This is a genomic window from Bifidobacterium sp. SO1 (assembly GCF_018555335.1).
GTDB lineage: Bacteria > Actinomycetota > Actinomycetes > Actinomycetales > Bifidobacteriaceae > Bifidobacterium > Bifidobacterium simiiventris.
Genome location: NZ_JAFEJR010000020.1, coordinates 1 through 23,185, shown reverse-complemented (window position 1 = coordinate 23,185; position 23,185 = coordinate 1). Strand labels below are relative to the sequence as shown.

General features: G+C 64.2%; 15 protein-coding genes and 2 riboswitches. Of the genes, 9 read left to right on the top strand and 6 right to left on the bottom strand.

Going from position 1 to position 23,185, the window contains the following annotated elements:
• Window positions 1-13 precede the first annotated feature (13 nt).
• From JS541_RS12595 to JS541_RS15060, 5 genes are all read left to right on the top strand, one after another.
• Window positions 14-706 (top strand): hypothetical protein, encoded by a 693-nt coding sequence (locus tag JS541_RS12595; RefSeq protein WP_214374835.1) that lies wholly within the window; start codon window positions 14-16, stop codon window positions 704-706.
• A 122-nt stretch (window positions 707-828) separates the two neighbouring features.
• Entirely contained in the window at window positions 829-1,953 is a 1,125-nt protein-coding gene (locus tag JS541_RS12590) for a hypothetical protein (protein WP_214374834.1), read from the top strand.
• A 95-nt stretch (window positions 1,954-2,048) separates the two neighbouring features.
• Complete coding sequence (locus JS541_RS12585) at window positions 2,049-2,711, top strand: ATP-binding cassette domain-containing protein (RefSeq protein ID WP_338023527.1); 663 nt, start codon at window positions 2,049-2,051, stop codon at window positions 2,709-2,711.
• The gene (locus JS541_RS12580) at window positions 2,708-3,826 is read left to right on the top strand and encodes a hypothetical protein (protein WP_214374832.1); all 1,119 of its coding nucleotides are present in this window, start codon (window positions 2,708-2,710) and stop codon (window positions 3,824-3,826) included. The genes JS541_RS12585 and JS541_RS12580 overlap by 4 nt, the downstream gene beginning before the upstream one ends.
• A gap of 27 nt (window positions 3,827-3,853) precedes the next feature.
• Window positions 3,854-3,982, top strand: a riboswitch (TPP riboswitch).
• Window positions 3,983-4,116: 134 nt separating this feature from the next.
• Window positions 4,117-6,735: an ATP-binding cassette domain-containing protein gene (locus tag JS541_RS15060; protein ID WP_214374857.1), complete on the top strand. Its 2,619-nt coding sequence runs from the start codon at window positions 4,117-4,119 to the stop codon at window positions 6,733-6,735.
• Window positions 6,736-6,834: 99 nt separating this feature from the next.
• Here the strand turns inward: JS541_RS15060 and JS541_RS12570 are convergent, their stop codons facing one another.
• Both JS541_RS12570 and JS541_RS12565 read right to left on the bottom strand, forming a co-directional pair.
• A complete protein-coding gene (locus JS541_RS12570; RefSeq protein ID WP_214374831.1) occupies window positions 6,835-7,512 on the bottom strand; it encodes an ABC transporter ATP-binding protein in 678 nt (225 codons plus the stop codon).
• 71 nt (window positions 7,513-7,583) lie between these two features.
• Window positions 7,584-9,407, bottom strand: a complete 1,824-nt coding sequence (locus JS541_RS12565; protein ID WP_214374830.1) for an ABC transporter permease — start codon at window positions 9,405-9,407, stop codon at window positions 7,584-7,586.
• A gap of 367 nt (window positions 9,408-9,774) precedes the next feature.
• Here JS541_RS12565 and JS541_RS12560 point away from each other — a divergent pair, with 367 nt between their 5' ends.
• The 3 genes from JS541_RS12560 to JS541_RS12550 all read left to right on the top strand — a co-directional run bounded on the left by JS541_RS12560 (window position 9,775) and on the right by JS541_RS12550 (window position 15,118).
• Entirely contained in the window at window positions 9,775-11,862 is a 2,088-nt protein-coding gene (locus JS541_RS12560; RefSeq protein ID WP_214374829.1) for a hypothetical protein, read from the top strand.
• A 70-nt stretch (window positions 11,863-11,932) separates the two neighbouring features.
• The gene (locus JS541_RS12555) at window positions 11,933-13,303 is read left to right on the top strand and encodes a replication-associated recombination protein A (protein ID WP_214374828.1); all 1,371 of its coding nucleotides are present in this window, start codon (window positions 11,933-11,935) and stop codon (window positions 13,301-13,303) included.
• A gap of 237 nt (window positions 13,304-13,540) precedes the next feature.
• On the top strand, window positions 13,541-15,118 hold the full coding sequence (locus JS541_RS12550) for an MFS transporter (protein WP_214374827.1): 1,578 nt from the start codon (window positions 13,541-13,543) through the stop codon (window positions 15,116-15,118).
• A 154-nt stretch (window positions 15,119-15,272) separates the two neighbouring features.
• On the opposite strand, the gene JS541_RS12545 is transcribed toward JS541_RS12550, so the two are convergent.
• Window positions 15,273-16,136 carry a D-hexose-6-phosphate mutarotase gene (locus tag JS541_RS12545; protein ID WP_214374826.1) on the bottom strand — a complete coding sequence of 288 codons (864 nt, stop codon included), beginning with the start codon at window positions 16,134-16,136 and terminating at the stop codon, window positions 15,273-15,275.
• A 221-nt stretch (window positions 16,137-16,357) separates the two neighbouring features.
• The gene (locus JS541_RS12540; RefSeq protein WP_214374856.1) at window positions 16,358-17,125 is read right to left on the bottom strand and encodes a nitroreductase family protein; all 768 of its coding nucleotides are present in this window, start codon (window positions 17,123-17,125) and stop codon (window positions 16,358-16,360) included.
• A 247-nt stretch (window positions 17,126-17,372) separates the two neighbouring features.
• Here JS541_RS12540 and JS541_RS12535 point away from each other — a divergent pair, with 247 nt between their 5' ends.
• Entirely contained in the window at window positions 17,373-18,590 is a 1,218-nt protein-coding gene (locus JS541_RS12535; protein WP_214374825.1) for a hypothetical protein, read from the top strand.
• 338 nt (window positions 18,591-18,928) lie between these two features.
• Here JS541_RS12535 and JS541_RS12530 read toward each other — a convergent pair whose 3' ends face one another.
• A complete protein-coding gene (locus JS541_RS12530) occupies window positions 18,929-21,337 on the bottom strand; it encodes an energy-coupling factor transporter ATPase (RefSeq protein WP_214374824.1) in 2,409 nt (802 codons plus the stop codon).
• A gap of 373 nt (window positions 21,338-21,710) precedes the next feature.
• Window positions 21,711-22,328: an ECF transporter S component gene (locus tag JS541_RS12525; protein WP_214374823.1), complete on the bottom strand. Its 618-nt coding sequence runs from the start codon at window positions 22,326-22,328 to the stop codon at window positions 21,711-21,713.
• A 5-nt stretch (window positions 22,329-22,333) separates the two neighbouring features.
• Window positions 22,334-22,487: riboswitch (FMN riboswitch) on the bottom strand.
• Between the last annotated feature and the right edge of the window lie 698 nt (window positions 22,488-23,185).

The window sequence follows — 23,185 nt, the reverse complement described above, 5'->3', positions numbered from 1 at the left end:
AGGAATGGTGATTATGAGGAATGACCTTGGCTCATGTACAGGACGAGTGATCGTCCTGTACATGATGTGTATGATACTGCTTTTTTCCGGTTGCGGGGAAGGCGCGACTGTTGCCGATGACGATGGCAATGCCGCGCCTTCCGGAAAGTTGGCATCGTCGCTTTCCTCATATATCGAAGGATTTGCAGATATGCCCGATCTTTCTGATTTCCAGCGGGACATACTGCGCCGTGCATTGAAGTCAGGAAGCGTGTCGACTTCTGACTATGAGCAGGCATGGTCCGGATACAAGACCTGCATGGTCGGCAAAGGATACACCGGATTAAAGCTCATCAAGTATTCCAACGGTATGTTTGCCGAGGCCGCGCGTTCGGCGGGAACCGAGGCTCAGGAAAAGAAATACGAGCAGGATTCCGGTGAGTGCTTTGATGAGTACATCTCCTACGTGGACGACGTGTACGGGGTCCAACAGGGTAACCCGAATCTTTACGAAAACATAGAGGACGGGTTTGTGGATTGTCTGCATCGCAATGGTCTGGTTCCTAGAACCTATTCGCGCGAAGATTATGATGATGAACATAAGCGCGACGACGGACAAAACGATCCATATTCATTTGACCGAAGCAATCCCGACGTGCAATCGTGCGAAGTCGCCAACAACATGTTGTCGTATCGTCCCGGGGACGACAAAGAGCAATTGTGGTGAGGGTGAATCCATGCCATTGCGGGATATGGTTCTTACGGAAAACGGCGGCTGCCTTCGGGCGTCGCGGGCGAGTCGTGCAATCGTTGTCATAGGGGTGTTCCGGTCTGACGGAAGGGAAGAAGATGTCTCATGATGACAAGGACGGCAAGGGTGCCGCGACGAACCGGGACATTCGGCGGCGCGGCGGATGTCTGTCTGTGACGTGGGTGTTGCTGGCGGTGGTTGTGTCGGTGTCGTTGGCGGTGGGGGCGTGTGCGTTGTGGTTGCCTGATCGTGCTCCGGGGTTGTTGGGTGCCGCTGGGGAGGTGACGAGCGTGCCGGTGGGCGTGCAGGAGTATGCGGGTTCGCAGCAGGTGACGTTGGTTCCGACGGTGTCGTCGGCGCGTGATCTGGTCGGCAACGTGTCGGGCACGGTGACCGCGGACTGGTCCGCGGGCGGTTTGGAGTCGGGTAAGGCCGCGTATAGGGTGAACGATCGTGTGGTGGTCGCGTTGGGCACGGCCACTCCCTTGTATCGTGATCTGGTCGTCGGGGACAGGGGCGATGACGTGCTCGCGTTGAATAACGAGCTGAACCGGTTGGGGTATGGCGGCGTGCCCGGTTCGGATGAGTATCTGTGGGACACGTCCGAGGGCGTGCGCCGGTTGATGAACGATCGGGGCGACACGTCGGACGGGGGTCTGCGGATCGCGGACGTGTTGTGGATTCCGGCCGTGTCGGTGCGGGTCGGCTCGTGGGACGCGGTCGTGGGCGTCGGTGTGACGGCGGGCATGGCGGTCGGCCAGGTGCCCGGCATGTTGACCAGGTTGACGGTCAAGAACGGGCGGGCGGCGGATATGGATCGTACGGTCAGCGTGCTCGGCCAGACCGGTACGCTGCCGGCCGGGTCCGTCGAGATCACGGATGCGGCGTTCCTGGACAGGGTCGCGGCGAGCGATGACTACCGGCTGATGGACGAGGCGACGCTGGCGGCCGGGTTGGGCGCGTCGCTCGCGTTGGCCGAGCCGGTGACGGTGCTGCGCGTGCCGGCCGGCGCGGTGTTCGGCGTGGACGGTACACAGGGTTGCGTCGCGGTGCCGAGGGACGGTTCCCCGGATGATGCGGGCGCGTTTGACGTGGTGAGGGTGTCGATCGTGGGTTCCGAACTGGGCGCGAGCCTGGTGCGGACCGGGGATGGCGGGCCTGACGTGTCGTCGATCGCCCGCGTGGCGATCGGCAGCCGCATCGCGGCTGAAAGCTGCCGGTGATGCGCGGCGTGGCGGCCGGTGGCGCGGGAGGCGCCGCGGACGACGTCGTGGTCCCGCGGATCGTGCCGGGGACTGCGCGGGGTGAGGGCAGGCGCGTGACGGCGCATGGGCTGGCGCACCGGTTCCCGGGCACGGACGTGTTGTTCGAACGGTTGGATTTCACGGTGGAACCGGGGCAGACGGTCGCGGTGTGCGGGCCTTCGGGCTGTGGCAAATCGACGTTGCTGTCGATCCTGGCGGGCTGGGAGAAGCCGTATCGGGGCACGGTGGAGCGCGTGGGCGTGGAGCGTGTCGGCTGGGTGTTCCAGAACCCGTACGGGGTCGCGCGGCGTACCGCGTTGGATCATGTCGTGTTCCCCTTGTTGGCCAAGGGGATGCGTCGGCGTGACGCGGAGCCCGAGGCGTTGGCCGCGATGGGATTGTTCGATCTGGAGTACGCGGCCGGCCGCAGGTTCTCGGATCTGTCGGGCGGGGAGGCGCAGCGGCTGATGCTGGCGCGCGCGGTGTGCTCCAGACCGGATCTGCTGCTGGTGGACGAGCCGACCGCGCAATTGGACACGCGCACCGCGCGTTCGGTCAGCCATGTGCTGGGCAATCTGGCCGGTCAGGGCATGATCGTGCTGGTCGCCACGCATGATCCGGACACGCGCGACGCGTGCGGCCGCGTGATCGACCTGGCCGACTACGCGCCGCGCCCCGGCGAGGATACGGACATGCCGGCCGGTGGTGATGCGGGTGAGCGGGGTGGTGTGTCATGAGGATTGGTTCGATCGTCTCGGAATGCGTGCGCGACATCGAGTCGGGCACCACGCATGCGGTCGCGATGATGCTCGCCGTGCTCTGTTCCGGACTGCTGCTGGGCGGATACGAGGCGGTGGGCGTCGTCGGCCTGGAGACGCAGGCGGTCACGCGCATCAACGCGCTGGCCGACACGCGCATGATCATCGCGTCCGGCGATCTGATCGACGGGACCGTGTGCGACCGGTTGCCGGACGCGGCGAACGGCCCGGACGCGTCCGGCGCGTTGCGTGCCGGCGACCAGGTCACGCCCTTGTCCACGCCGGGCAAGGACATCGCGTCGTACGAGGTCACGCCCGGACTGCTGCGCATTCTCGCCGCCGGCGACCGTCAGGCGAACGCGTCATCCACGCCGGTATCGGACACGGTCGATGCGTCCGGCATCTGGGTGTCCACCGATCTCGCCGACGATTTCGGCCTGACGGTCGGTTCCCGGCTCGCCACCGACCACGGCGGCGCCACGGTGGCGGGCGTGTTCGCATGGCCCAACGACGGGCGCGATACGCGTCTCGCATACGCGCTCGTCGTGCCGGTGTCCGCGTCAGCCGCGCCGTTCGGCGAATGCTGGGCCAGGCAATGGCCCGCCAGTGGTCAGACCGACAACCTGCTGTATTCGACCGTGATCGTCTCCGGCGAGTCGACGGGTGGCCAGGCCGGCGTCATGGCGGTCAACAAGGGATTCGACTCGCACTACGACGCGCACGACTCGTACACGAGCCGCATGACCCGGTGGATGCCCTGCGCGGGACTCGCGGCCGGACTGCTGATCGGCGTCGTGGGCGTGCGAAGACGCCGGCTCGAATACGCGGGCGCGCTGCACTGCGGCCAATCCAAAGGCGCGCAACTGCTCGGCATCGGCTTGGAGACGCTCACGTGGAGCGGGCTCGGGACCATATCGGCGTGCAGCCTCATCGCCGCCTACTGCTGGCGCATGGCGGCCGGCGACCCCGTTGCAATCCTTTTGTCTGCGATACGCGCGCCGCTCGCGCTGTTCGCCGCCAGCATGCTCGCGGCCGTCCTCGCCGGACTATTCGTCCGCGAATCCCAACTCTTCCGCTACTTCAAGACCCGCTGACCTTGACTTCGGGGTGGGTTATGCTCGTGGGGTTGACACGGGAGCTGCGAACCGTTGCGGGTATTGGCCGCGACGGCATGGCTGAGATGGGATTCGTCCCGACCGATTGAACGTGACCGGGTAATGCCGGCGTACGGATGTCGCCTTCCCGTGCCTGATATTCGTTGGCGTTCGGCCATCTGGCCGGCGTCCCAGAGGAAAGGCGCGATCCAATGGTCGAGCATTCGATGACCAGTTCTTCCCCTGCTGATCCCGCGGCCGACGGTGCGTCTGACATCACGGCCGATACCATGCCTGCCATCGCATCGACTCCGCAAACCGGTATCGCGCCGGCCGCGGTCAGCGCTCACGACTGGGGATGGCGGCACACCACGCGGCGCGACTTCGCATTGCGGCACGTCGACTTCGACATCCGGCCCGGCGAACGCGTGCTGCTGCTCGGCGCGTCCGGCGCAGGCAAATCCACGTTGATGGCTGCGCTCGCCGGCGTGCTCGGCGGTGCCGACGACGGCGAAGAGGAAGGCACGCTCACCGTCGACGGACTTGACGCGCGGGCCGCACGAGGCCGTGCCGGACTGGTATTGCAGGATCCCGATTCGCAGATCATCCTCGAACGGGTGGGCGACGACGCCGCATTCGGCTGCGAAAGCCTCGGCGTGCCGCGCGACGAGATCTGGAAGCGCGTGCACGAATCATTGGACATCGTCGGGCTTGGCGACCTTGCGCTCGACCGGTCCACGCAACACATGTCGGGCGGTCAGCGTCAGCGGCTCGCGCTTGCCGGCGTGCTCGCCATGCATCCGGGACTGCTGCTGCTCGACGAGCCGACCGCGAACCTCGACCCGGCCGGCGTGCGCGAGGTGCACGACGCGGTTCGGCATGTGCTCGAAACCACGCATGAGACGATGATCGTCGTCGAACATCACATCGACGTATGGCTCGACCTGATCGACCGGGTGATCGTGCTCGGCAAGCCCGACCCGGACGATCTGACCGGCGGCGTGATCGCCGACGGCACGCCCGATGGGGTGTTCTCCACGGTCGGCGACGTGCTCGCGGCCGGCGGCGCGTGGGTGCCCGGTCGTCGCATCCCAACTGAGTACCGCGATCCGAACGGGCGGATGCGGCCGCTCAACCCGGCATCCCATATTGACCCCGAACATGCCGGCGAACCGGTGCTGCGCGCCGACGATTTGTCGTTCGGCCGCGGCAAGGCGCTCGGCGAACACGTGAACCTCGAGTTTTACGGCGGCGAAGTGTATGCGCTCATGGGGCCGAACGGCGCGGGCAAGTCCACGCTTGCGCTCACCTTGGCGGGACTGCTGCCACCGATCGCCGGGCATGTGCGTGTGGGCACCGACATGGTGCCGGACGGGCGCGGCGACGACCCGCACGAATGGAAGAGCCGCGAACTGCTCGGCCGGGTCGGCATGGTGTTCCAGGAACCGGAACACCAGTTCGCCACGGCGAGCGTGCGCGCCGAAGTGGCGCTCGGCCCCACATCGATGGGTAAGACGGACGAGGAGGCGAACCGCATCGCCGACGACATGCTCGCTCGGCTCGGCCTGACCCGTTTCGCGCCGGCCAACCCGTACACGCTCTCGGGCGGCGAAAAACGACGGCTTTCGGTCGCCTCCATGCTGGCCGCCGCGCCGCGCGTGCTCATCATGGACGAACCCACGTTCGGCCAGGATTTCGCCACATGGACCGAAATGATGCGGCTCATCGCCATCGCACGAGACGAAGGCTCCGCCGTCATCATGGTCACGCACGACGAACCGCTCGTCGAGGCGCTCGGTGCCCGCCGCATCATGTTCACGCAGGACGGTCTGCGCGCTGGCGTCTCGAGCGAGCATGGCTCCCGTCCTGTCATTTCGAGCGAGCATGGTCCTCACCCTGTCATTTCGAGCGAGCATGGTCCTCACCCTGTCATTTCGAGCGAGCGGAGCGAGTCGAGAAATCTTCTTTCGCGTGATGGCGTCCGGAAAGATTTCTCCGCTCCGCTTCGCTCCGGCCGGAATGACATGAGTGAGGCCGGCTCCGGTCGAAATGACACTGGTGAGGCGAATTCTCATGATGGAGACATCGTCGCGACCGTGCACGTCACTCCGACGACCGAACGCGTGGAGGCGGCCAAACCGGCGTCGCCGTCATGGTTCGTCGCCAGACTCAACCCGGTCACCCGGTTCGCGATGGGCCTGATCATGTGCATCCCCATGTTCTTCAGCCTCGACGTGGTAAGCGCGTCCATCGCGCTCGGCCTCGAATTCATCCTGCTGTGGATCGGCGGCGTGAACCCGCTCGCCGTCTGCCGCAAGACCTGGCCGATCTGGGTCGGCGCTGCCGGCGCGTTCATCTCCATCGTCCTGTACGGTCAGGCATCCGGCGCGAGCTACCTCCAGCTTGGCGTCATCCATGTCACGCAAGGCTCCCTGTACCTCGGCTGCGCGATGTTCCTGCGCGTGCTCGCCATCGCCATGCCATCGGTCATCCTCATTCTCGGCCTCGACCCGACCGATCTGGCCGACGGACTCGTCCAGCTCGTGCATCTGCCGTCCCGGTTCGTGTACGGCGGTCTGGCCGGCATGCGCATGTTCACCCTCCTGCAGGACGACTGGCGCGCGCTCGGCCTGTCGCGCCGTTCGCGCGGTCTCGGCGATGAAGGCGCGGTCAAGCGTGCGATGGCGCAGGCGTTCGGCCTCCTGGTGCTCTCGATTCGCCGTGCCACCAAGCTCGCCACCGCGATGGAGGCCCGCGGTTTCGGCTCCGACCGGCCGCGCTCGCAGGCTCGTGTTTCCCGTTTGCATGGTATTGACGCGGTCGGCTATGTGATCGCCGTGGTCGTGCCGGTGTTCGCGCTGGCGGTCGCCATCAAGACCGGCTTCTGGAACCAGCCGCTGCTTTCGTAATCGGTTCGCATCGTCAGCCTGCCGTCGCCGTCATGACGAAAGCTCCCCGCGGGAACGTATTCTCGCGGGGAGCTTTTCATCATGCATCACGAAACCCGGTCAGCGATGGCGGCGCAGCGGGGCCAGTTCGAAGACCTCGTCGGAGGCGGCGGCCACCTCGGGGCTGTGCGTCACGATGATCACGCAGCGGTCCTCGTCGTGGGCCAGCGACCGGAAGATCGACATGATATCGTCCTGCGTGGCCATGTCGAGGTTGCCGGTCGGCTCGTCCGCCACCACGACCTTCGGATCGTAGCTTAGCGCCCGGGCGATCGCCACGCGCTGCTGCTCGCCGCCCGACAGGTGCAGGATGCGCTCGTTCGCGTATTCGGCCGGAAGATGCACCTGTTCGAGCAGCTGCACCGCGATGTCCTTCTTCGGCTTGTCGAACGTCTTGCCCGAAGCGTCCATCGACAGGATGATGTTCTCCGCCACCGTCAGCTGCGGCAGCAGGTTGAAGCTCTGGAAGATCACGCCGATGTCGTGGCTGCGGTAGTCGTAGCGATCCTGCTTGGCGAGGTCCTTGCCGTTGTAGACGACCTTGCCGCCGGTGGGGGGGGAGGTCAGTCCGGAGATGAGCGAGAGCATCGTGGTCTTGCCTGCGCCGGACGGGCCGGTGATCGAATACACCTCGCCGGTGCGGAAGGTGTGGCTGATGTTGTTCAGCACCTTCTTGCCGCCCTTGGTGTACGAGTAGCTGACGTTGTCGAGTTCGAGAATAGGGGTTGGTTCAGTCATGATGAAAGTCCTTGTGCGATGAAGTGTGATGGATGGCTCCCCTCGGCGGGAGGGGAGCCATGGGCCGGTGATTACGAGCGGTCCGCGAGGATTTGCAGCGGCTCGTAGCGCATGACGAACACGACGGCGACGAGCGCGGCGACCAAAGTCAGACCGAGTCCGATGAGCAGGAGCTGGCCGACGATCTTGAGGTTCACGGTCGCGTTCACGCTGGAGACGTAGTTCACGGCCTGGCCCATCATGCCGCGCGGCCCGTTGCCACTCGGCTGGCTCGGCGCGCTGTTCGAGTTCGACTCGGAGGACGACGAGCTGTCAGACGACGAGCTGTTGCTGGACGAATCGGAGTCGGACGAATCAGAAGAGCTGGATGACGAGCCGCCCGGCGCACCCGGCCCCTGCATGTCGCGGCCGAACTGCGCGTTCTGGCTGGACGCCTGAGACTCCTGCTGTTCGACCTGCGCGGCCAGCAGCTGGTTCGACACCGGCACCGAGGCGATCGCACCGCCCGCCGCGCCAAGCGCCAGGCCGATCATCGTGACCACGAGCAGCTCGAACGTGAACTGCGCGGCCACCTTGACCTTCTTCACGCCGATCGCCGTCAACACGCCGACCTCGTACTTGCGTTCGCGCACGTTGAACAGGGTGAGCACCACGAGCACCACCGCGCCCACGCCAAGCACGATCCACAGCAGGGTCAGCGCGAACTGCGCGAGGTTATCGAGCGGCACGAGGCTGGACTCGTACTGTTCCACGTCGGCGGAGGAGACGGTGTAGTCGTCGCTCAGGCCGGCCTTCGTGGCGTCGGAGACGAACTGCTCATAATCGTCCTTGCTGGAGAACACATACGTGTAGTTGAGCTGCGCGGCCGCGGTCTCGGTCGTGTTGCCGTTCGAATCGGTGGAGGAGGTGGTCGAGTCGGAGTCGAGGCCGAGCGACTTCAGCGTGGAGACGGACGTGTAGATCGCGTTCGCCGGGTCGGATGCGGTCGAGCCCATCGGCCCGCCCATCTGGTTGGACGATTCGGTGCTGTTCTCGTAGATGCCGACGATGGTGAACGTGTAGGTGGTGTCCTCGTCGCTCGTGTTCTCGAGCGTGAACGTGTCGCCGACCTTGAGGTTGTTGAAGTCGGCTAGTTCCTTGGAGATGATCACGTCGCCGTCCGAATCGGAGTCGTAGCCGAACACCTCGCCGTCGCTCATGGTGAACGTGCCGTTCTCGGCGTTGGCCACGGCCTCGTCGGAGGAGAATCCGACGAGTGAGAAGTCGCCGGAGGTCATGGTCATGCCGCCCATGCCGCCGCCCATATCGCCGCCGGGCTGGCCCTGCTGGCCGTCGCCGGACTGTTTGTTGCCGCCGTTGGAGTCGCTGTCAGAATTGGAAGAGTCGGACGAGTCGGAAGAGCTGGACGACGATGACGACGAGGACGAGCTGGATGACGAAGACGACGAGGAATCCTCGACCGGCTGCACGTCGTCGGTTTCAGCCAATCCCGCGGTCTCGGTGTAATACGTCGACTTCACCGCGCTGGACGCCTTCGCGTACTTCTCGTAGTCGGACAGCGAAAGCTGCTTGTCGCTCATCGCTTCGCGCATCGCGTCGAAGTCCGGCTTGGAGTCGGACGAATTGGACGAGTCGGAACTGTCCGACGAGGATGACGAATCGGATGACGAGCTGGACGACTCGCGCATCTCGCTGATCGCCTTGCTGCGGTCGAAGCTGATCTGCGCGGTGATGGTGGTGTTCTCGAGGCCGGTCTCGCGCGCGGTCACCGCGGCTTGACGGATGGCCAGACCGATGGTGGCCGCCGCCGCGATGATCGCGACGATGATGGCGATGAGAATGTTGCGCCCCTTGTTGCGTATGACGTTTCGCCATGCGTTTTTCACTACGAACATGATGATCCTTTGCGCGGGTGCCGTGCGGGCGTCCGTCTGGACGGGCGCGTCCGGCGCGGTTCCGTTTAGTTGATGGTCTTGTGCTTTCCTTGCGGATCGAACTTGGGCGATCCGATACCGTTATGAAACCGCGTCATCGTGGCAGCGGGCTGGATCGTGACTGGATCGAACCTGCCCGGTCGGTACGATGTTCGTGAACGTTTCCTGAGCGTTGTCTGAGACAGCCTGTGGCATACGCGGGCCGTTGCGTGGCGCGGAATGCGGATCGTGCGCCGATCCGCGAGCGAACGGGCCGACTTGTTGCACGCCCCCTATTATGATGAACCACGAGTGTAGTCGGTCACGGCAGCGAGTAAGGACAACAACAGTGGCAAACGACGTGGTGAATCCGGCGGGGGACGACGAGAACGCCGGCGTGAAGACGGATGGGAACGGTGTGGTGAACCCGGCCGTTGATGGTACGAACGGCCCGGACAAGGCGGATCTGTCGTTCGACGTGTCGAAAGAGCCCGAAGAGCCCGAAACAGTGGTGGATTTCAGCTTTCCGTCGATCGAGACAGGATCGGTGGCGGTGCCCAGCGTGCTGTCCGACGATGCGCCGACATCGTTACTGCCGAACGACGACGTGTCGACCGACATCCCGACGATTTCGATTCCCCCGATCGGCGGCCAGTGGACGGTGGACGATGATATGAAGCCCGTACTGGAGCCGATCGGCGTGGACGATGCCGCTGGATCCGATGATGCGGCGAATAGTGCGCGGAATGCGTCGGATGCCGCAAACGCGGCGGACGACGGCGAGACCCGCGTGATGCCGGCTGCGACGGCCGACAATGGGATGAAGACCGGCAGAACGGCCGGTGCCGGTCAGGAGACGGCCCTCGATGAGGCGCCGACGATGGTGATCGGCGATCCGTCGACCATCGCGGCCGGTGCCGTCGACGACGGTCAGACCAAAGTGATGCCGCCGACCCCGCCGGTGCCGAATCCGCCCATGACCCAGGCGTTGCCGCTGAATCCGGCGCTGCCGGGCGACGACACCGTACCGGGCGCGCCGGCCGACATCATCGGCAGCAGCAACGTGGTCGACGCCGGCGCCGAGGACTTTTCCGGCATCTCGCAGACAGGGCCGATCATGCCTCCGCAGGGCGCCGCGACGGGCGCAGGCGCATCCTCCGGCGCCTCGGAACATGCGGGGAACGTCGAGGGGGCGGCCGCCGCAGCCGCGTCCGGCCGATTCAATCCGAAGATGATCGCGATCTGCGGTGTCGCGCTCGTCGCGGTCATCGCGCTGGCCATCGGCGGCGCGCATGTATGGAACGTCCGCCAATCCGACCAGACGCAGGCGTCCAAACTGGCCGCATGCCAGAGCGCGTACCAGAAGTACCAGGACGCGGCCGACGCGTTACAGTCTGCACTCAACGACACCGTCGTCACGCAGAAGGTCACTGCCAGCCAAGTCGTTGACAAGACGACCGTCGAGACGCTGAAGACCGTCGTCAGCAACGCGAAGAACCTCTCGGCTGTCAGCGAATGCGGCACCGATGCCAGCGTGGACGACCTGACCAAGCAGACCGCCGCCGTCAACGATGCGACCGACAAGGCGAAAGAGCTGGCGACGTCGTTGACCAAGGCCGCCGACGCGGTGACGGAGAGCCAGACGAAGAAGACCGATGAGGAACGCGACGCGGCCAAGAAGAAGCTGGACGCCGCCGTGACCGACGCGCAGACGCTGCTTGACAACACGCTCGGTGCCGTGGCGGATGAAACAACGCGTGAAACGCTGCAGACGGCGATCACATCGGCGAGCGACCTGCTCAAGAAGGACAAACCGACGGTCAAAGAGCTTGAGACGGCACTTAAGGCGCTACAGACGGCCAGCGACGACGTGAATGCCTCCGCGCAGACACAGGCGGACCAGCAGGCGGCTGCACAGGCGCAACAGCAAGCCCAGCAGCAGGCGCAACAGCAGCAACAGTCCCAGCAGTCCCAGACGCAGCAGAACGCCAACACCGGCAACGCCGGCGGCACCACGAACTCTGGCAGCGCCGGCAATTCGAACAATTCGAGCAATTCAAGCAACGGCGGCAGCGCGAACAACAACGCCAACAGTAACGCCAACAACAACGCCAATACCGGTAGCGGCGACTCCGGATCCGAGAGCAATGGCGGCGCCACCAACTCGGGCAATGCCGGCAACACGGGCAGCAACGGCAACGCCGGTTCCGGCACGACCACGACTCCCGGCACCGATTCGGGAGCCACCGGTGGCACCGGCGAAAACGGCGGCACCGGCACGGAAGGTGGTACCGAGAACGGCACCGGCGGCTCCGGTTCGGGCACCGGAACCACCGAGGGAACGGCGAACGGCACGGCTGGTCAGGAATCCGGTACGGCATCCGGTGACGCGAACGCCGGTACCGCAACGCAGTCGGACGCCACCGCAGGCGAGTGATCGACCACGGGTACACCGCCAAACACTCCGACTCGAACGAATGTTCGAGTCTTGGGGTATGGTGGACTGCATGAGCGACAACGATCTGTTTGAGGCGAGTGCCGGCGGCGACGAGGCGATGACGCGCCCGCTGGCGGTGCGCATGCGGCCGAACACCATCGACGAGGTGGTGGGGCAGTCGCAGGTGCTCGGCGAGGGCAGTCCGTTGCGTCGTCTGGCCAATCCCGCTTCGCGCGGGTCTCTGACCGCTCCCAGTTCGATCATCCTGTTCGGGCCTCCCGGCGTGGGCAAGACCACGTTGGCGTACATCGTGGCCAAGCAGTCCGGCCGTGCGTTCGAGGAGTTGTCGGCCGTTACCTCCGGCGTCAAGGACGTGCGAGATGTGCTTGCCCGCGCCCGGCACCGTCTGGTCGCCGAAGGCAAGGAGACGGTGCTGTTCATCGACGAGGTGCACCGCTTTTCCAAATCCCAGCAGGATGCGCTGCTGCCCAGCGTTGAGAACCGGGATGTCACATTCATCGCCGCCACCACCGAGAATCCGAGCTTCTCGGTGATCAAGCCGCTGCTCAGCCGGTCGGTCGTCGTCAAGCTCGAATCGCTCGAGCCGGATGATCTGAAACTGCTCATCACCCGTGCCGTCGAAGACGAGCGCGGGCTCAAGGGCGAGGTGAAGATCACCGACGAGGCGGTCGACGAGATCGTTCGCCTTGCCGGCGGGGACGCGCGCAAGACGTTGACGATCCTCGAGGCGGCGGCGGGCGCTGCCACCGGAGACCAGGAGCGCAAGAAGGGCGCGCGCCGGCCGATCATCACGCCCGACATCGTCAGCAAGGTGATGGATGTGGCGACCGTGCGTTACGACAAGGACGGCGACGACCATTACGACGTGATCTCCGCGTTCATCAAATCGATGCGCGGCTCCGACCCGGATGCGGCCATCCACTATCTTGCGCGCATGCTGCGGGCGGGGGAGGATCCGCGCTTCATCGCCCGGCGCATCATGATCGCCGCTGCCGAGGAGGTCGGCATGGCCGCGCCGCAGATCCTGCAAGTCACGGTCGCCGCCGCGCAGGCCGTCGCGATGATCGGCATGCCCGAAGCGCGCATCATCCTCGCCGAGGCGACCATCGCCGTGGCCACCGCTCCGAAATCCAACGCCAGCTACAACGCGATCAACGCCGCGCTCGCTGATGTGGATGCCGGGCTGATCGGCCAGGTGCCGCTGTATTTGAGGAACGCGCCCACCAAGCTCATGAAGGAGTGGGGCAACCACGAAGGCTACAAGTACGCGCACGACTGGCCCGGCGCGGTCGCCCCGCAGGAATACCTGCCCGAGGAGCTGCGCGGGCGGGAATACTATCATCCCAACGACCGTGGCTATGAGCATGAGGTGAAGCCGAGACTGGAGAAGATCCGCAAAATCCTTCACGAAGGGGAGTGACGCTCCCCGAAACGAGATGCACGGCCGTATCGTCCGGTCGGCGTGATTGTCCAGCATGATCGACTAAGGTGTGCGGTGGTTAGGGGCGGAAACGGATGGCCGAACACCGGTTGCGATCCGTCGAGACAAGACGCCCGAACGGTTGGCAAACCACATTCCGCAGATATCATGACCGCATGTGGTCGCCGCCATGCGACTGCCGTCATGAGCGTTGAGAGACAGGAAACGGGAGTACGTATGGAATCGCCTACGACGCATCAGACAGGCAATACCGAAACGGAACGCACCGACATCACACATACCACGAATACCGGCGCCGCGCGTGCACACGCGTCCAATGCGCTCAAGAGCAGCTCCGCGGCCGTCACGCAACCCGGCGAACGCATCCCGCTGAGCCTGATCGGCTCGATCGTCGCGGTCGGTTCGCTCGCCTTCGTCGGTATCCTCACCGAAACCGTCATGACCGTGCTGTTCCCGCAGCTCATGGTCGAATTCAACGTCGACACCGCCACCGTGCAGTGGATCACCACGATCTACCTGCTTGTTGTGGCCGCCACCATGCCGTTGTCGTCGTACCTTAACCGCCGGTTCAAGCTGCGTACGCTGTTCATCGCGGCCGTCGTGTTGGCCGTCACCGGCTCGCTCATCATGATCGTCGGCCATGCGTTCCCGCTCATCCTGCTCGCGCGCGTCATCCAGGGCGTCGGTTCGGGTGTGGCCACGCCGCTCATGATGAACATCATCCTCCAGCAGGCGCCGCGTTCCAAGGTCGGCCAGCTCATGGGCGTGGGCTCCTTGGTCATTACCGTCGCGCCGGCCATCGGCCCGACCGTCGGCGGTGCGATCTCCAGCGTGCTGCCGTGGCGCGCGATCTTCGTCATCGTCATTCCGATCGTGCTGCTGCTGTCCCTGCCGGTCGGTCTCAAGTGCATCCGTCAGACCCGCCCGACCGAGGCCGCCCAGCTCAACCCGCTGCAGTTCGCCGCGATCGTGCTTGCCTTGTGCGGGCTGATCTTCTCGCTCAACCAGGCTGGCGTGGCGGTCGGCGAGGCCGTGTCCGGCGGATCCGGCGCGGTTCGCTCCGCGATCCTGGCCGCGGTCAGTCTGGTCGTCGGCGTCGGCTCGCTGTTGTTCTTCGGCTGGTCGTCGAAACGTTCGTTCTCGCCGCTGATCAGACTCGGGTGGCTGCGCGATCCGGTCGTGCTGCTGCACCTGTTGCCGTATCTGCTCATGCCGATCAACGGCATCGGTTTCGGATACGTGATCACGAACGTGGCGCAGATGTCGCTCGGCACGTCCGCGTTCGTGGCCGGCGCGCTCGTGCTGCCGGGCGCGCTGATCGGCGCGTTCTTCGCTCCCGTGGGCGGTATGCTCTACGATCGGTTCGGCGCGCCCCGACCGGTGCTCGCCGCGATCGGCACGGCCACGCTTGGGCCGGTGCTGTTGCTTGTCTTCTCTATGCATTTGACGCCCGGGTTGCTGGCCGGATTCTACTTCATTTTCGGCCTGTGTTATGCGCTCGGCTATTCGAACATCATGACCAGCGCACTGAGCGGCATCGATCATGAGTTCACGCCGGACGGCAACGCCGTGTTCCAGACCTCGCTGCAGTTCGGCGGCGCGGTCGGCACCGCATTGTTCTCCACGATCCTCGGCGTGGCACAGGCCGGCGCCGGCGAGGAAGGATCGGCCGCGTTCCGCCATGCCACGGCGGTCGGCGGCGCATGCGTGTTCGCCACGATGATCGTGATCTGCGTGATCTCGATCATTTCGCTGGTCGCCGCATTCCGCATCCGCGCCGCGCGCCAGCGCTGAGACCGGCGATGCCGACCATAGATCTGGCATATCTGACCATATGACGAAGGCCGGCCGAACCACGGGAAACCATGATCCGGCCGGCCTTCGTCATCTCCGGCAGCGTGCCGATTGTCGGCCGTCGTCATGCTGCTAGAGATCGATACGGTCTTCGCTACTTGATCACAACCGTCTGGCTGAGCGTATGGGATTCGCCCGGCTCAAGCGTGATCGCGTGGTCGCGGTTCGCCGCGGCCTCCACGCACACGAAGTCGCGCCATTCGCCCTGCGCCAGATCGGAGATCGCATTGCCGGCCTCCTCGCCCGGGTTCCACACCACGGTCGCCTCGGAACCGGTCTTCGAAACCATGATCGTACGGTGCAGCGCCTCGTCGTGGATGAGCAGCGTGTTCTGCGAATCGTAGATGCGATCGACCATGCTGCCGTCGAACGTGAGCGGGCTCGTCGTCTGTTCGCGTTCCTTGAAACCGTCGGCCGCGTCGTAATAATGCGTGTCGACCAGTCCGGAGATCTGCGTGCAGCACACGTCGCCGACGTGGAAGTACGAGTGCAGCGCCGCCTCGTACGTGAACGGCGTGTCGCCCGTGTTCTCCACGGTCAGCGCCATTGTCAGCTCCTTGCCGACCGACACGTCGTATTCGGCGTGGAACTGCGGGTTCTCGCCGTCCGTGATCTGCGCGAGCTCGTCGGCGGGAATGTCGGCGGAATCCAGCGTGTACAGCACGTGGCGATCCGTCATCGTGTCGGTGTCGGCATGCCAGAAGCTCACGCGGGCGAAGCCGTGCTTCGGCGCACGGTCGGTCATGTGCCCATGCTCGTAGCCCTTGCCGAACCACGGGAAGATCACCGGAACGCCGCCGCGGATCGCGGTGCCCTCGTTCAGGTAGATCGCCTTCGGCTGCCAGACGACCGCGGATTCGCCGGCGGGAGTCCAGCTGACCACGTGCGCGCCGTAATCGCTGACAGTTGCAGAACTATCTTCATTGACTATGCTGCGAATAACAAATGTGTTGTCCATTCGCCCAAGTATAGGCGGGCGGTCATGCTGTTCGCAGGCAACGCGCCGGTGAACGGACAACAAAAACCGCAGGTGATCCGGCGGGGAGTCACCTGCGGTCATAGATGGGCGGATCGCGACCGATGCGGCTGTATCGGTCGCGATATCGGTTGGTTGGCAATAGTCGGCGGCCGGTCGCGATCCTGGATGCTGATTCCGGTGGCCGGCGTCGTGCCGCGATGTCAGCGATCGATACGGAAGCCCTGCGCGGCGACCGGCTTGGCCATCGCGTGACCGGACATGTCAGCCGTCGCGTTCTTCGCGATCTGATCGCTGAACGCGTCCACCGGACGGTCGGCGTGACGCAGGTCGTAATACTCGTGCACCGCCTTGTCGAATTCGGCGAGCGGTTCGAGTGTCGCCTCGTTGTCGGACGGGTACGTGTTCTCGAAGAACTGCATCGAACGCGGCATGCGCGGCTTCAAGGCCGGCTCCTGATCCGGCTTGCCGATCGCCAGACCCAGCACCGGATACGTGTATTCGGGCAGATTCAGCGAATCGATCAGGCCGTTCACGTCGTTGAGCAGCGAGCCGAGGATCACGCAGCCCAGACCGAGCGAGAACGCGGCCGTCTCCATCGCGTGCAGCGCGAGCACGGCGTCGTTCTGCGCCTGCGCGAACCGATAGCTGGTCTTGAGCGTGAACTCGTCGGAGTCCGTGTCGATGCCCTTCGCCTTGGCGATGGCGGCGTTGCGGTGTTCGTCCAGCACGAACACGTACAGCAGGGGAGCGGTTGCGATGTACGGCTGGCGGCCATATTCGGCCATCTTCTGCTTGAGTGCCGGATCGATGATGCGGATCGCGGACCAGTCGTTGAGGAACTGGCTGGACGCGGCGTGCTGCGCGACGGTTTCGAGCGTGGCGATGGTCTGCTCGTCGAGCGGTTCCGGCTTGAACGCGCGGATCGAGCGACGGTTGAGGAGGGTATCGATGGTGTCGTTGTGAATCAGATTATCGGTCATGACTGTATTGTTGCGCGGGCGGCGGGCGACACGCCATAAGTATGCTGTGAGGTGACTTCTGGTCGAACGTTTTCGCATCGTTGCGAGACGGATTAGACTGGTGGATGCGATGAGCTTGGCGGAATGCTGCGTCTCGGCTGTTCGGAGATTGCGGAACTGGGCGGGGCAGGCGACTGCCGCAGAAGTTCGATCGCATACCGGTGTTGCGGATGATCGCATGAATGGGGGATGCAAGATGGCAGAGACGACTGATGGTGATGGAAAGAAGATCGACGACGCTACGGCCATGCGTGGCGATTGGCTGCTGCCCGACCCGTTCAAGGGGCCGGACGGGGAGCGGATTCGCACGGGGGAGCAGTGGCCGGCACAGCGCGAATACTTGGTTGGTCTGGCGTTGCGTGGATTGTACGGCACGATGCCGCCCGCGCCGGCGGCCGGTCAGGTTGCGGCCGAGTTCGTGAAGCGTGCCTTGGTGCTGGACGGCAAGGCCGTGTTCGAACTGGTGCGGTTGACGATTGCCGATACGCCGGGTGGGGTGCCGATCTCGTTCAACGTGCACGTGTGCCGGCCGGCGGATGACGGGAAGCCGGTCGGTGCGCTGGTGCTGCCGAATTACGCTGCTCCCGACCATTGCTGTGGGTTGTGCGTTGAGGAAAGTATGCTGCGCGAGGCCGTGCGCCGCGGGTATGCGGTCGCCGGATTCGAGATCGACGAGGCCGCGCCCGACGACGCGGAACGATTCTTCGCAAGTCCGTGCATCCGCGCATACCCGGGGTATACGTGGCATGCGTTCGCCGTATGGGCGTGGCTGCAAAGCCGCGTGATCGACTGGTTGCTGACCCGCGATTGCATCGATGCGAATCGGATCGTCGCCACCGGACACTCACGGTTCGGCAAGACCGCGCTGTGCTGCGGCCTGACTGACACGCGCGTGGCAGTGACCGCGCCGGCCGGCTCCGGCTGCGGCGGCATGGGATCGATGCGGCTGCAAGGCAACCGGTTCGGCGAAGGATATGGTCATTTCGAACGCATCGGCCGCATGGCGAACTGGTTCCCGCACTGGGTCGTGCCCGAAGCTGCCGCATACGGCACGCCGGACGGCGAGCGGCCGTACCGGGAGAACGAGATGCCGTTCGATGCGAACACGCTCGCCGCATGCACCGCGCCGCGCGGGCTGATCGTGGTCGAAGGATTGGACGACGGCGCGGCCAACCAGTTCGGCACGCAGGTCTCGTGGCTGGCGGCCAGCGAAGTGTACCGATTCCTCGGCGTGCCTGAACGCTGCGGCATCCATTACCGCGAAGGTGGCCACGCCTACACGCCCGAAGACTGGTCCGTCGTGCTCGACTTCTGCGACACGGTGCTCGGCGGCAAACAGATCCACGTCACCTACAAAACCCGCTCCGACGGCGACGCCCCCGTCGGCTACGCCTGGACCGCGCCGGTGGCGTAGTGGTTTGGCGGGGCGGATCGCGGAGGGCTTCAGCGACTCGCACCATTGGGAATACGCGTGTTAGCTATAGCAGGGAACGGTATCGCCCGAAATGAATCCGGCGGAGCCTCGGCTCCCTCGACTGGGACATTGCCGTGAAGCAAACGCCGGCGGCGTTTGTAGGCAATGTGCGATCCGACAAGTGAGTCAGTACGACGATCCAGTACATGTGATGCTGGCGGAGCCTCGGCTCCCTCGGCTGAGGGAGCTGTCAGCTCGTAGGGCTGACTGAGGGAGCGTCGCGGCACGTCAGTGCCGCCAACACAAGCAGCATCGCGCGACGCGCGATTCCACCCCAATCAGTACAACAACCCCGGAATCGCAACCAGAGCGACAATGTAGATCACGGTGATCGCGGCGAACGCGAGGTCGGCCGTGCGAACGCGCAGTTCGTGCCAATGGGTGCGGCGGATGCCCTCCTCGTAGCAGCGCGCGTCGAGCGCGAGGCTGAGATTGTCGGCGTGACGGATCGCGCCGGCGAACATCGGCACGCACAGCGCGGTCATGGCCTTGAGCCGGGCGGTGGGCGAGCCGGTTTCGATACTGCCGCCGCGGGCGGCCTGCGCGTCGGCAATCGCCTTCGCCTCAGAGCCGAGCGTTGGCAGGAACCGCAGCGCCAGGCTCATCACCAGCGCGATCTCCTGCGTGTGCAGTCCGATTTTCGACAATGGCGAGAGCAGCGAGCCGAATCCGTCGGTCAGTTCGGTCGGCGTGGTCGTCTCCAGCATGACCGCGCCGAGGATGATCACCAGTGCGAACCGCAGAGCGTACAGGATGGCGATGGTCACGCCGTCGTCGGTGATCGGAATCGGGCCGAGCTGGGCGAGCGTGGTGCCGGTGCGTACGAAGAAGATATTGAGCGCGCCCATGACGACGAACATCGCCAGGAACATGTGTACGGAGGCAAGCAATCGCAGTGGATTGATGCGTGACGCCGCGACGATGCCCGCGACCAGCACCGCGCCGAGCGCGAGCTGCGCCGGCGTGTTGATGGCGAACGCGGTGAACATCATCGCGAGGAACGACACCATTTTCACGCGCGGATCGAGGCGCGTGACGAAGGACGACGTATGTGCTAGGCGGGGTGACGTGGAGGATGACGTGATTGAACGGTGACTGGTTGTGCTCGTGTTCAGCGTGATGATGCGATCGGCGACGGCGTGGGCCTCGTCGAGCGAATGGGTGATGATGAGCACGGTCACGCCCTGTGACTTGAGCGTGCGGATCAGCTCATGAATACGCGCGTTTGCATCGGCATCAAGACTCGCGGTCGGCTCGTCCATCACCAGCACGCGTGGCCGGCAGGCGATCACGCCGGCGATCGCCGCAAGCCGCTGCTGGCCGCCCGACAGGCTGAACGGCGAACGATCGGCCAGATCCTCGATGTGCAGTAAACGCATCGCATCTGCAACCCGATCGGAGACTTCGACCTCGCTCAGACCTTGATTGCGCGGCCCGTATGCCACATCCTCGGCGACCGTGTCTGCAAACAATTGCCGTTCGGGATGCTGCATCACGAATCCGACCTCACGACGCAACGCCTCGCGTTGCTTGCGGCCGAGCGTGCGAGGCGGGCGCTTGCCGTGATCTTCAGCCACAGGGATGCCTGCGACGGCGATCGACCCGGACTGCGGCTTCTCGAGCGCGCAGATCAGGCGTGCCAGCGTGGATTTGCCGGCACCGTTCTCGCCCATGATCGCTACGACCTCGCCGGCTTTCACCGTCAGCGACAGGTCATCAAGCGCGGGAGTATCGGCTCCCGGATATTGGTAGGTCACATGCCTGACAACGATGGCGTTCCCTGCTGACTCTGCAATACCGTCATTTCGAGCGGAGCGCAGTGAAGTCGAGAAATCTTTTGAAGCCGCGGGCGATGAAAGATTTCTCCGCTCGCTTCGCTCGGTCGAAATGACAGGAGAGTGGTGTTCGGGCGGGATGACAGGGTTGGGTCGCTCAGCCGACATGACAGGGTCGGGTTGCGCGATTGACACGACAAGGGAGACCGGCGATGGCTCATCGGCAACAATCCGACCCTGCTCCAGCCGCACCACGCGGGTCGCGCGCGTCATCTCGTCATCGTGATGCGTCACATGCACGATCGTCGTGCCCTGTGCATGCAGCTCGTCTAGAATCCGCATCACTTCGGCCCGCGCGGCCGGGTCGAGCATCGCGGTCGGCTCGTCCAGCACCAGCATGGACGGGTGCATCGCCAACATGCCGGCGATCGCCACGCGCTGCTGCTGTCCGCCGCTCATCCTTGTCGGATCGTCAAACCGATGCGCGGCCATATCGACCGCATCCAACGATTCGTTGATACGCGAACCGATCGTCGAACGGTCCAATCCCAGGTTTTCCGGGCCGAACGCCACATCGTCTTCGCTCACCGTGGTGACGAGCTGGTCCTCCGGATTCTGGAACACCGCGCCGATGCCGCGCCGGGCCGCCCGGTATTCCGCGGGATTCGCGCCGAACTCGTCGGCGGTACCCAACGAGAACACGTGATGGCCGAGCAGCGTGATATCGCCGGCGTCGGGCGCGGCGAGTCCTGCGATCAGACGGGCCAACGTGGATTTGCCGGAGCCGTTCACGCCGGTCAGGCACACGTATTCACCGGGGGCGATGACGAGGTTCACACCGTCCAACGCCCAGCTTGCGCCGCCGTCATAGCTGAAACGGATACCGGTGAGGATTGCTGCGGGTTCGATCATGACTCCTCGAAATAATGTCGGCCGACGATGGGTCGGTATTGGGGGCGAGTGATGGGGTTGACGATGGGGATAGATGATGGGGGCGTGGAGTCGGGTACGGAAGTGGAACGTGGAACAATCCGACCCCATAATTCCGAAAGAATCTCAAAGGTGGGCTAATACGGACTCAAGAAAGCGGGAAATCTCAAAGGTGGGTATTTACGTACCACTAACCCGGTCATACGGGTTGTAAATGGCGCTGAAATACCCACCTTTGAGATTCAGTGAGATTTTGAGTCCAGATTTACCCACTTTCGGCCATCCATGAGCCGTTCAGACCATTGCGGAGACCAAAAGTGGGTGGAATCGGACCGTTTATCGGTTCTTTCGTGGACTACTTGTCGAGCAGCGTGGTGATCGGCTTGTAGATCAGGAACGTGACCACGCCGTGGATCGCGAACTTGAGCAGGTTGAACGGCAGCAGGGCCGGCACGATGAGCGCCGCGACCTGTGCGACGGTCATGTGCGCGTAGATCGGGGTGACGATGAGGTTGCCGACGATCGCGACGGCCAGCGCGCACACCGCGCCGACGATCAGGCCGATGATCGCGCCGTTACGCGTGCGGTTCTTGCGGTAGATGATCGCGGCCGGCACCGAGAGGAACAGCGCGACGAGCACGGCCATCAGCGTGCCCCACGGATCCATGAACAGGTGTGGCACGAAGCCGAGCACGCTCACGATCGCGGCGGCGGCCGGGCCGAACGCGAAGCCGGCGATCAGCGCCACGATGCCGGACGGGTCGTACTTGAGCCACTGGATTCCCGGAATGATCGGGAACTCCACGAAACTGGTGGCCATAGCCAGCGCGACGAACAGCGCGTACATGGCGATGCGACGGGTGGACCAGCGGCCGGAGTCGGCCACGCCGGTCGAGTGCGCGGTGTCCGGGCGCGACGAAGCGCTGCCGGCGGCGGTAGAAGTGGCGTTGGTGGTATGCGAAGAGACACTCATATCGAGCTCCGTTTCTTCCATCCGGACTGTAACCGTTGGCCCCGGATTCTCACCGGATCAGCCGCTTGCGCGGGTCGCGGGCTTGCGCTTGGACGGCCGTTATGGTGTCGGCCGCGCGTTTACCGCCAGTAAGGATTTTCACCTTCCCTGAAACTTACGTGCCTATGTATACGCCCACCCCCGGATTTGCGCCGGCAGCGTAGTCATTCGTTTTCGAGCAGCCCGATCGTATAAACGGGTGCGTACAGGATTTTCCCTTCCCGAGATATGCTGCACGGTCCGTCGGAGTCTCTCGCGTAGAGGCTAATTACATTTTCAAACCGAAAACCGATGATTTTGCTACGTTTTCCAACCAATTTGGAGAACCATGTTGGGGTTGGCTTGTCTGGCGGCGTGGATGAGGAGGGAATTGCGAGTGCGGCGGTTGGATTTTGCGCTGGCGGTGTTCGCTATGCGGGATGTGGGTCGGTGGGTGATCGGGGAATCGGGGGGACGGCGTGTCGCCTAGATCACATTTTGAATACGTGTGCAGGTGAATTGTTGACATTTATATATCAGTTGTCTCGAACGGTTTTGACTTATCAAGATAAGTAGCCAATGGCAAGCGCTTGCCAAATGTTGCATCGGTGAAATGAATACGTTTGCGCAACAGGGGTTTGATCTACGTAGCAGCTAGATTTTTGGACTGATTTTGTCTGGTTTTCGTGTCTCGGGGGGGGTAATCATGGCATGGCGGGTTCCAGTGATCGTTGCAACGCCTGATGATCCGAGAGGAGAGATCAGGTGGGCAAGTGGGTGTTCGACGGTGTCAAGTACGCGACCCGGAGCCTGATGTGCGAGGCGCGCCGCGAGCGGTA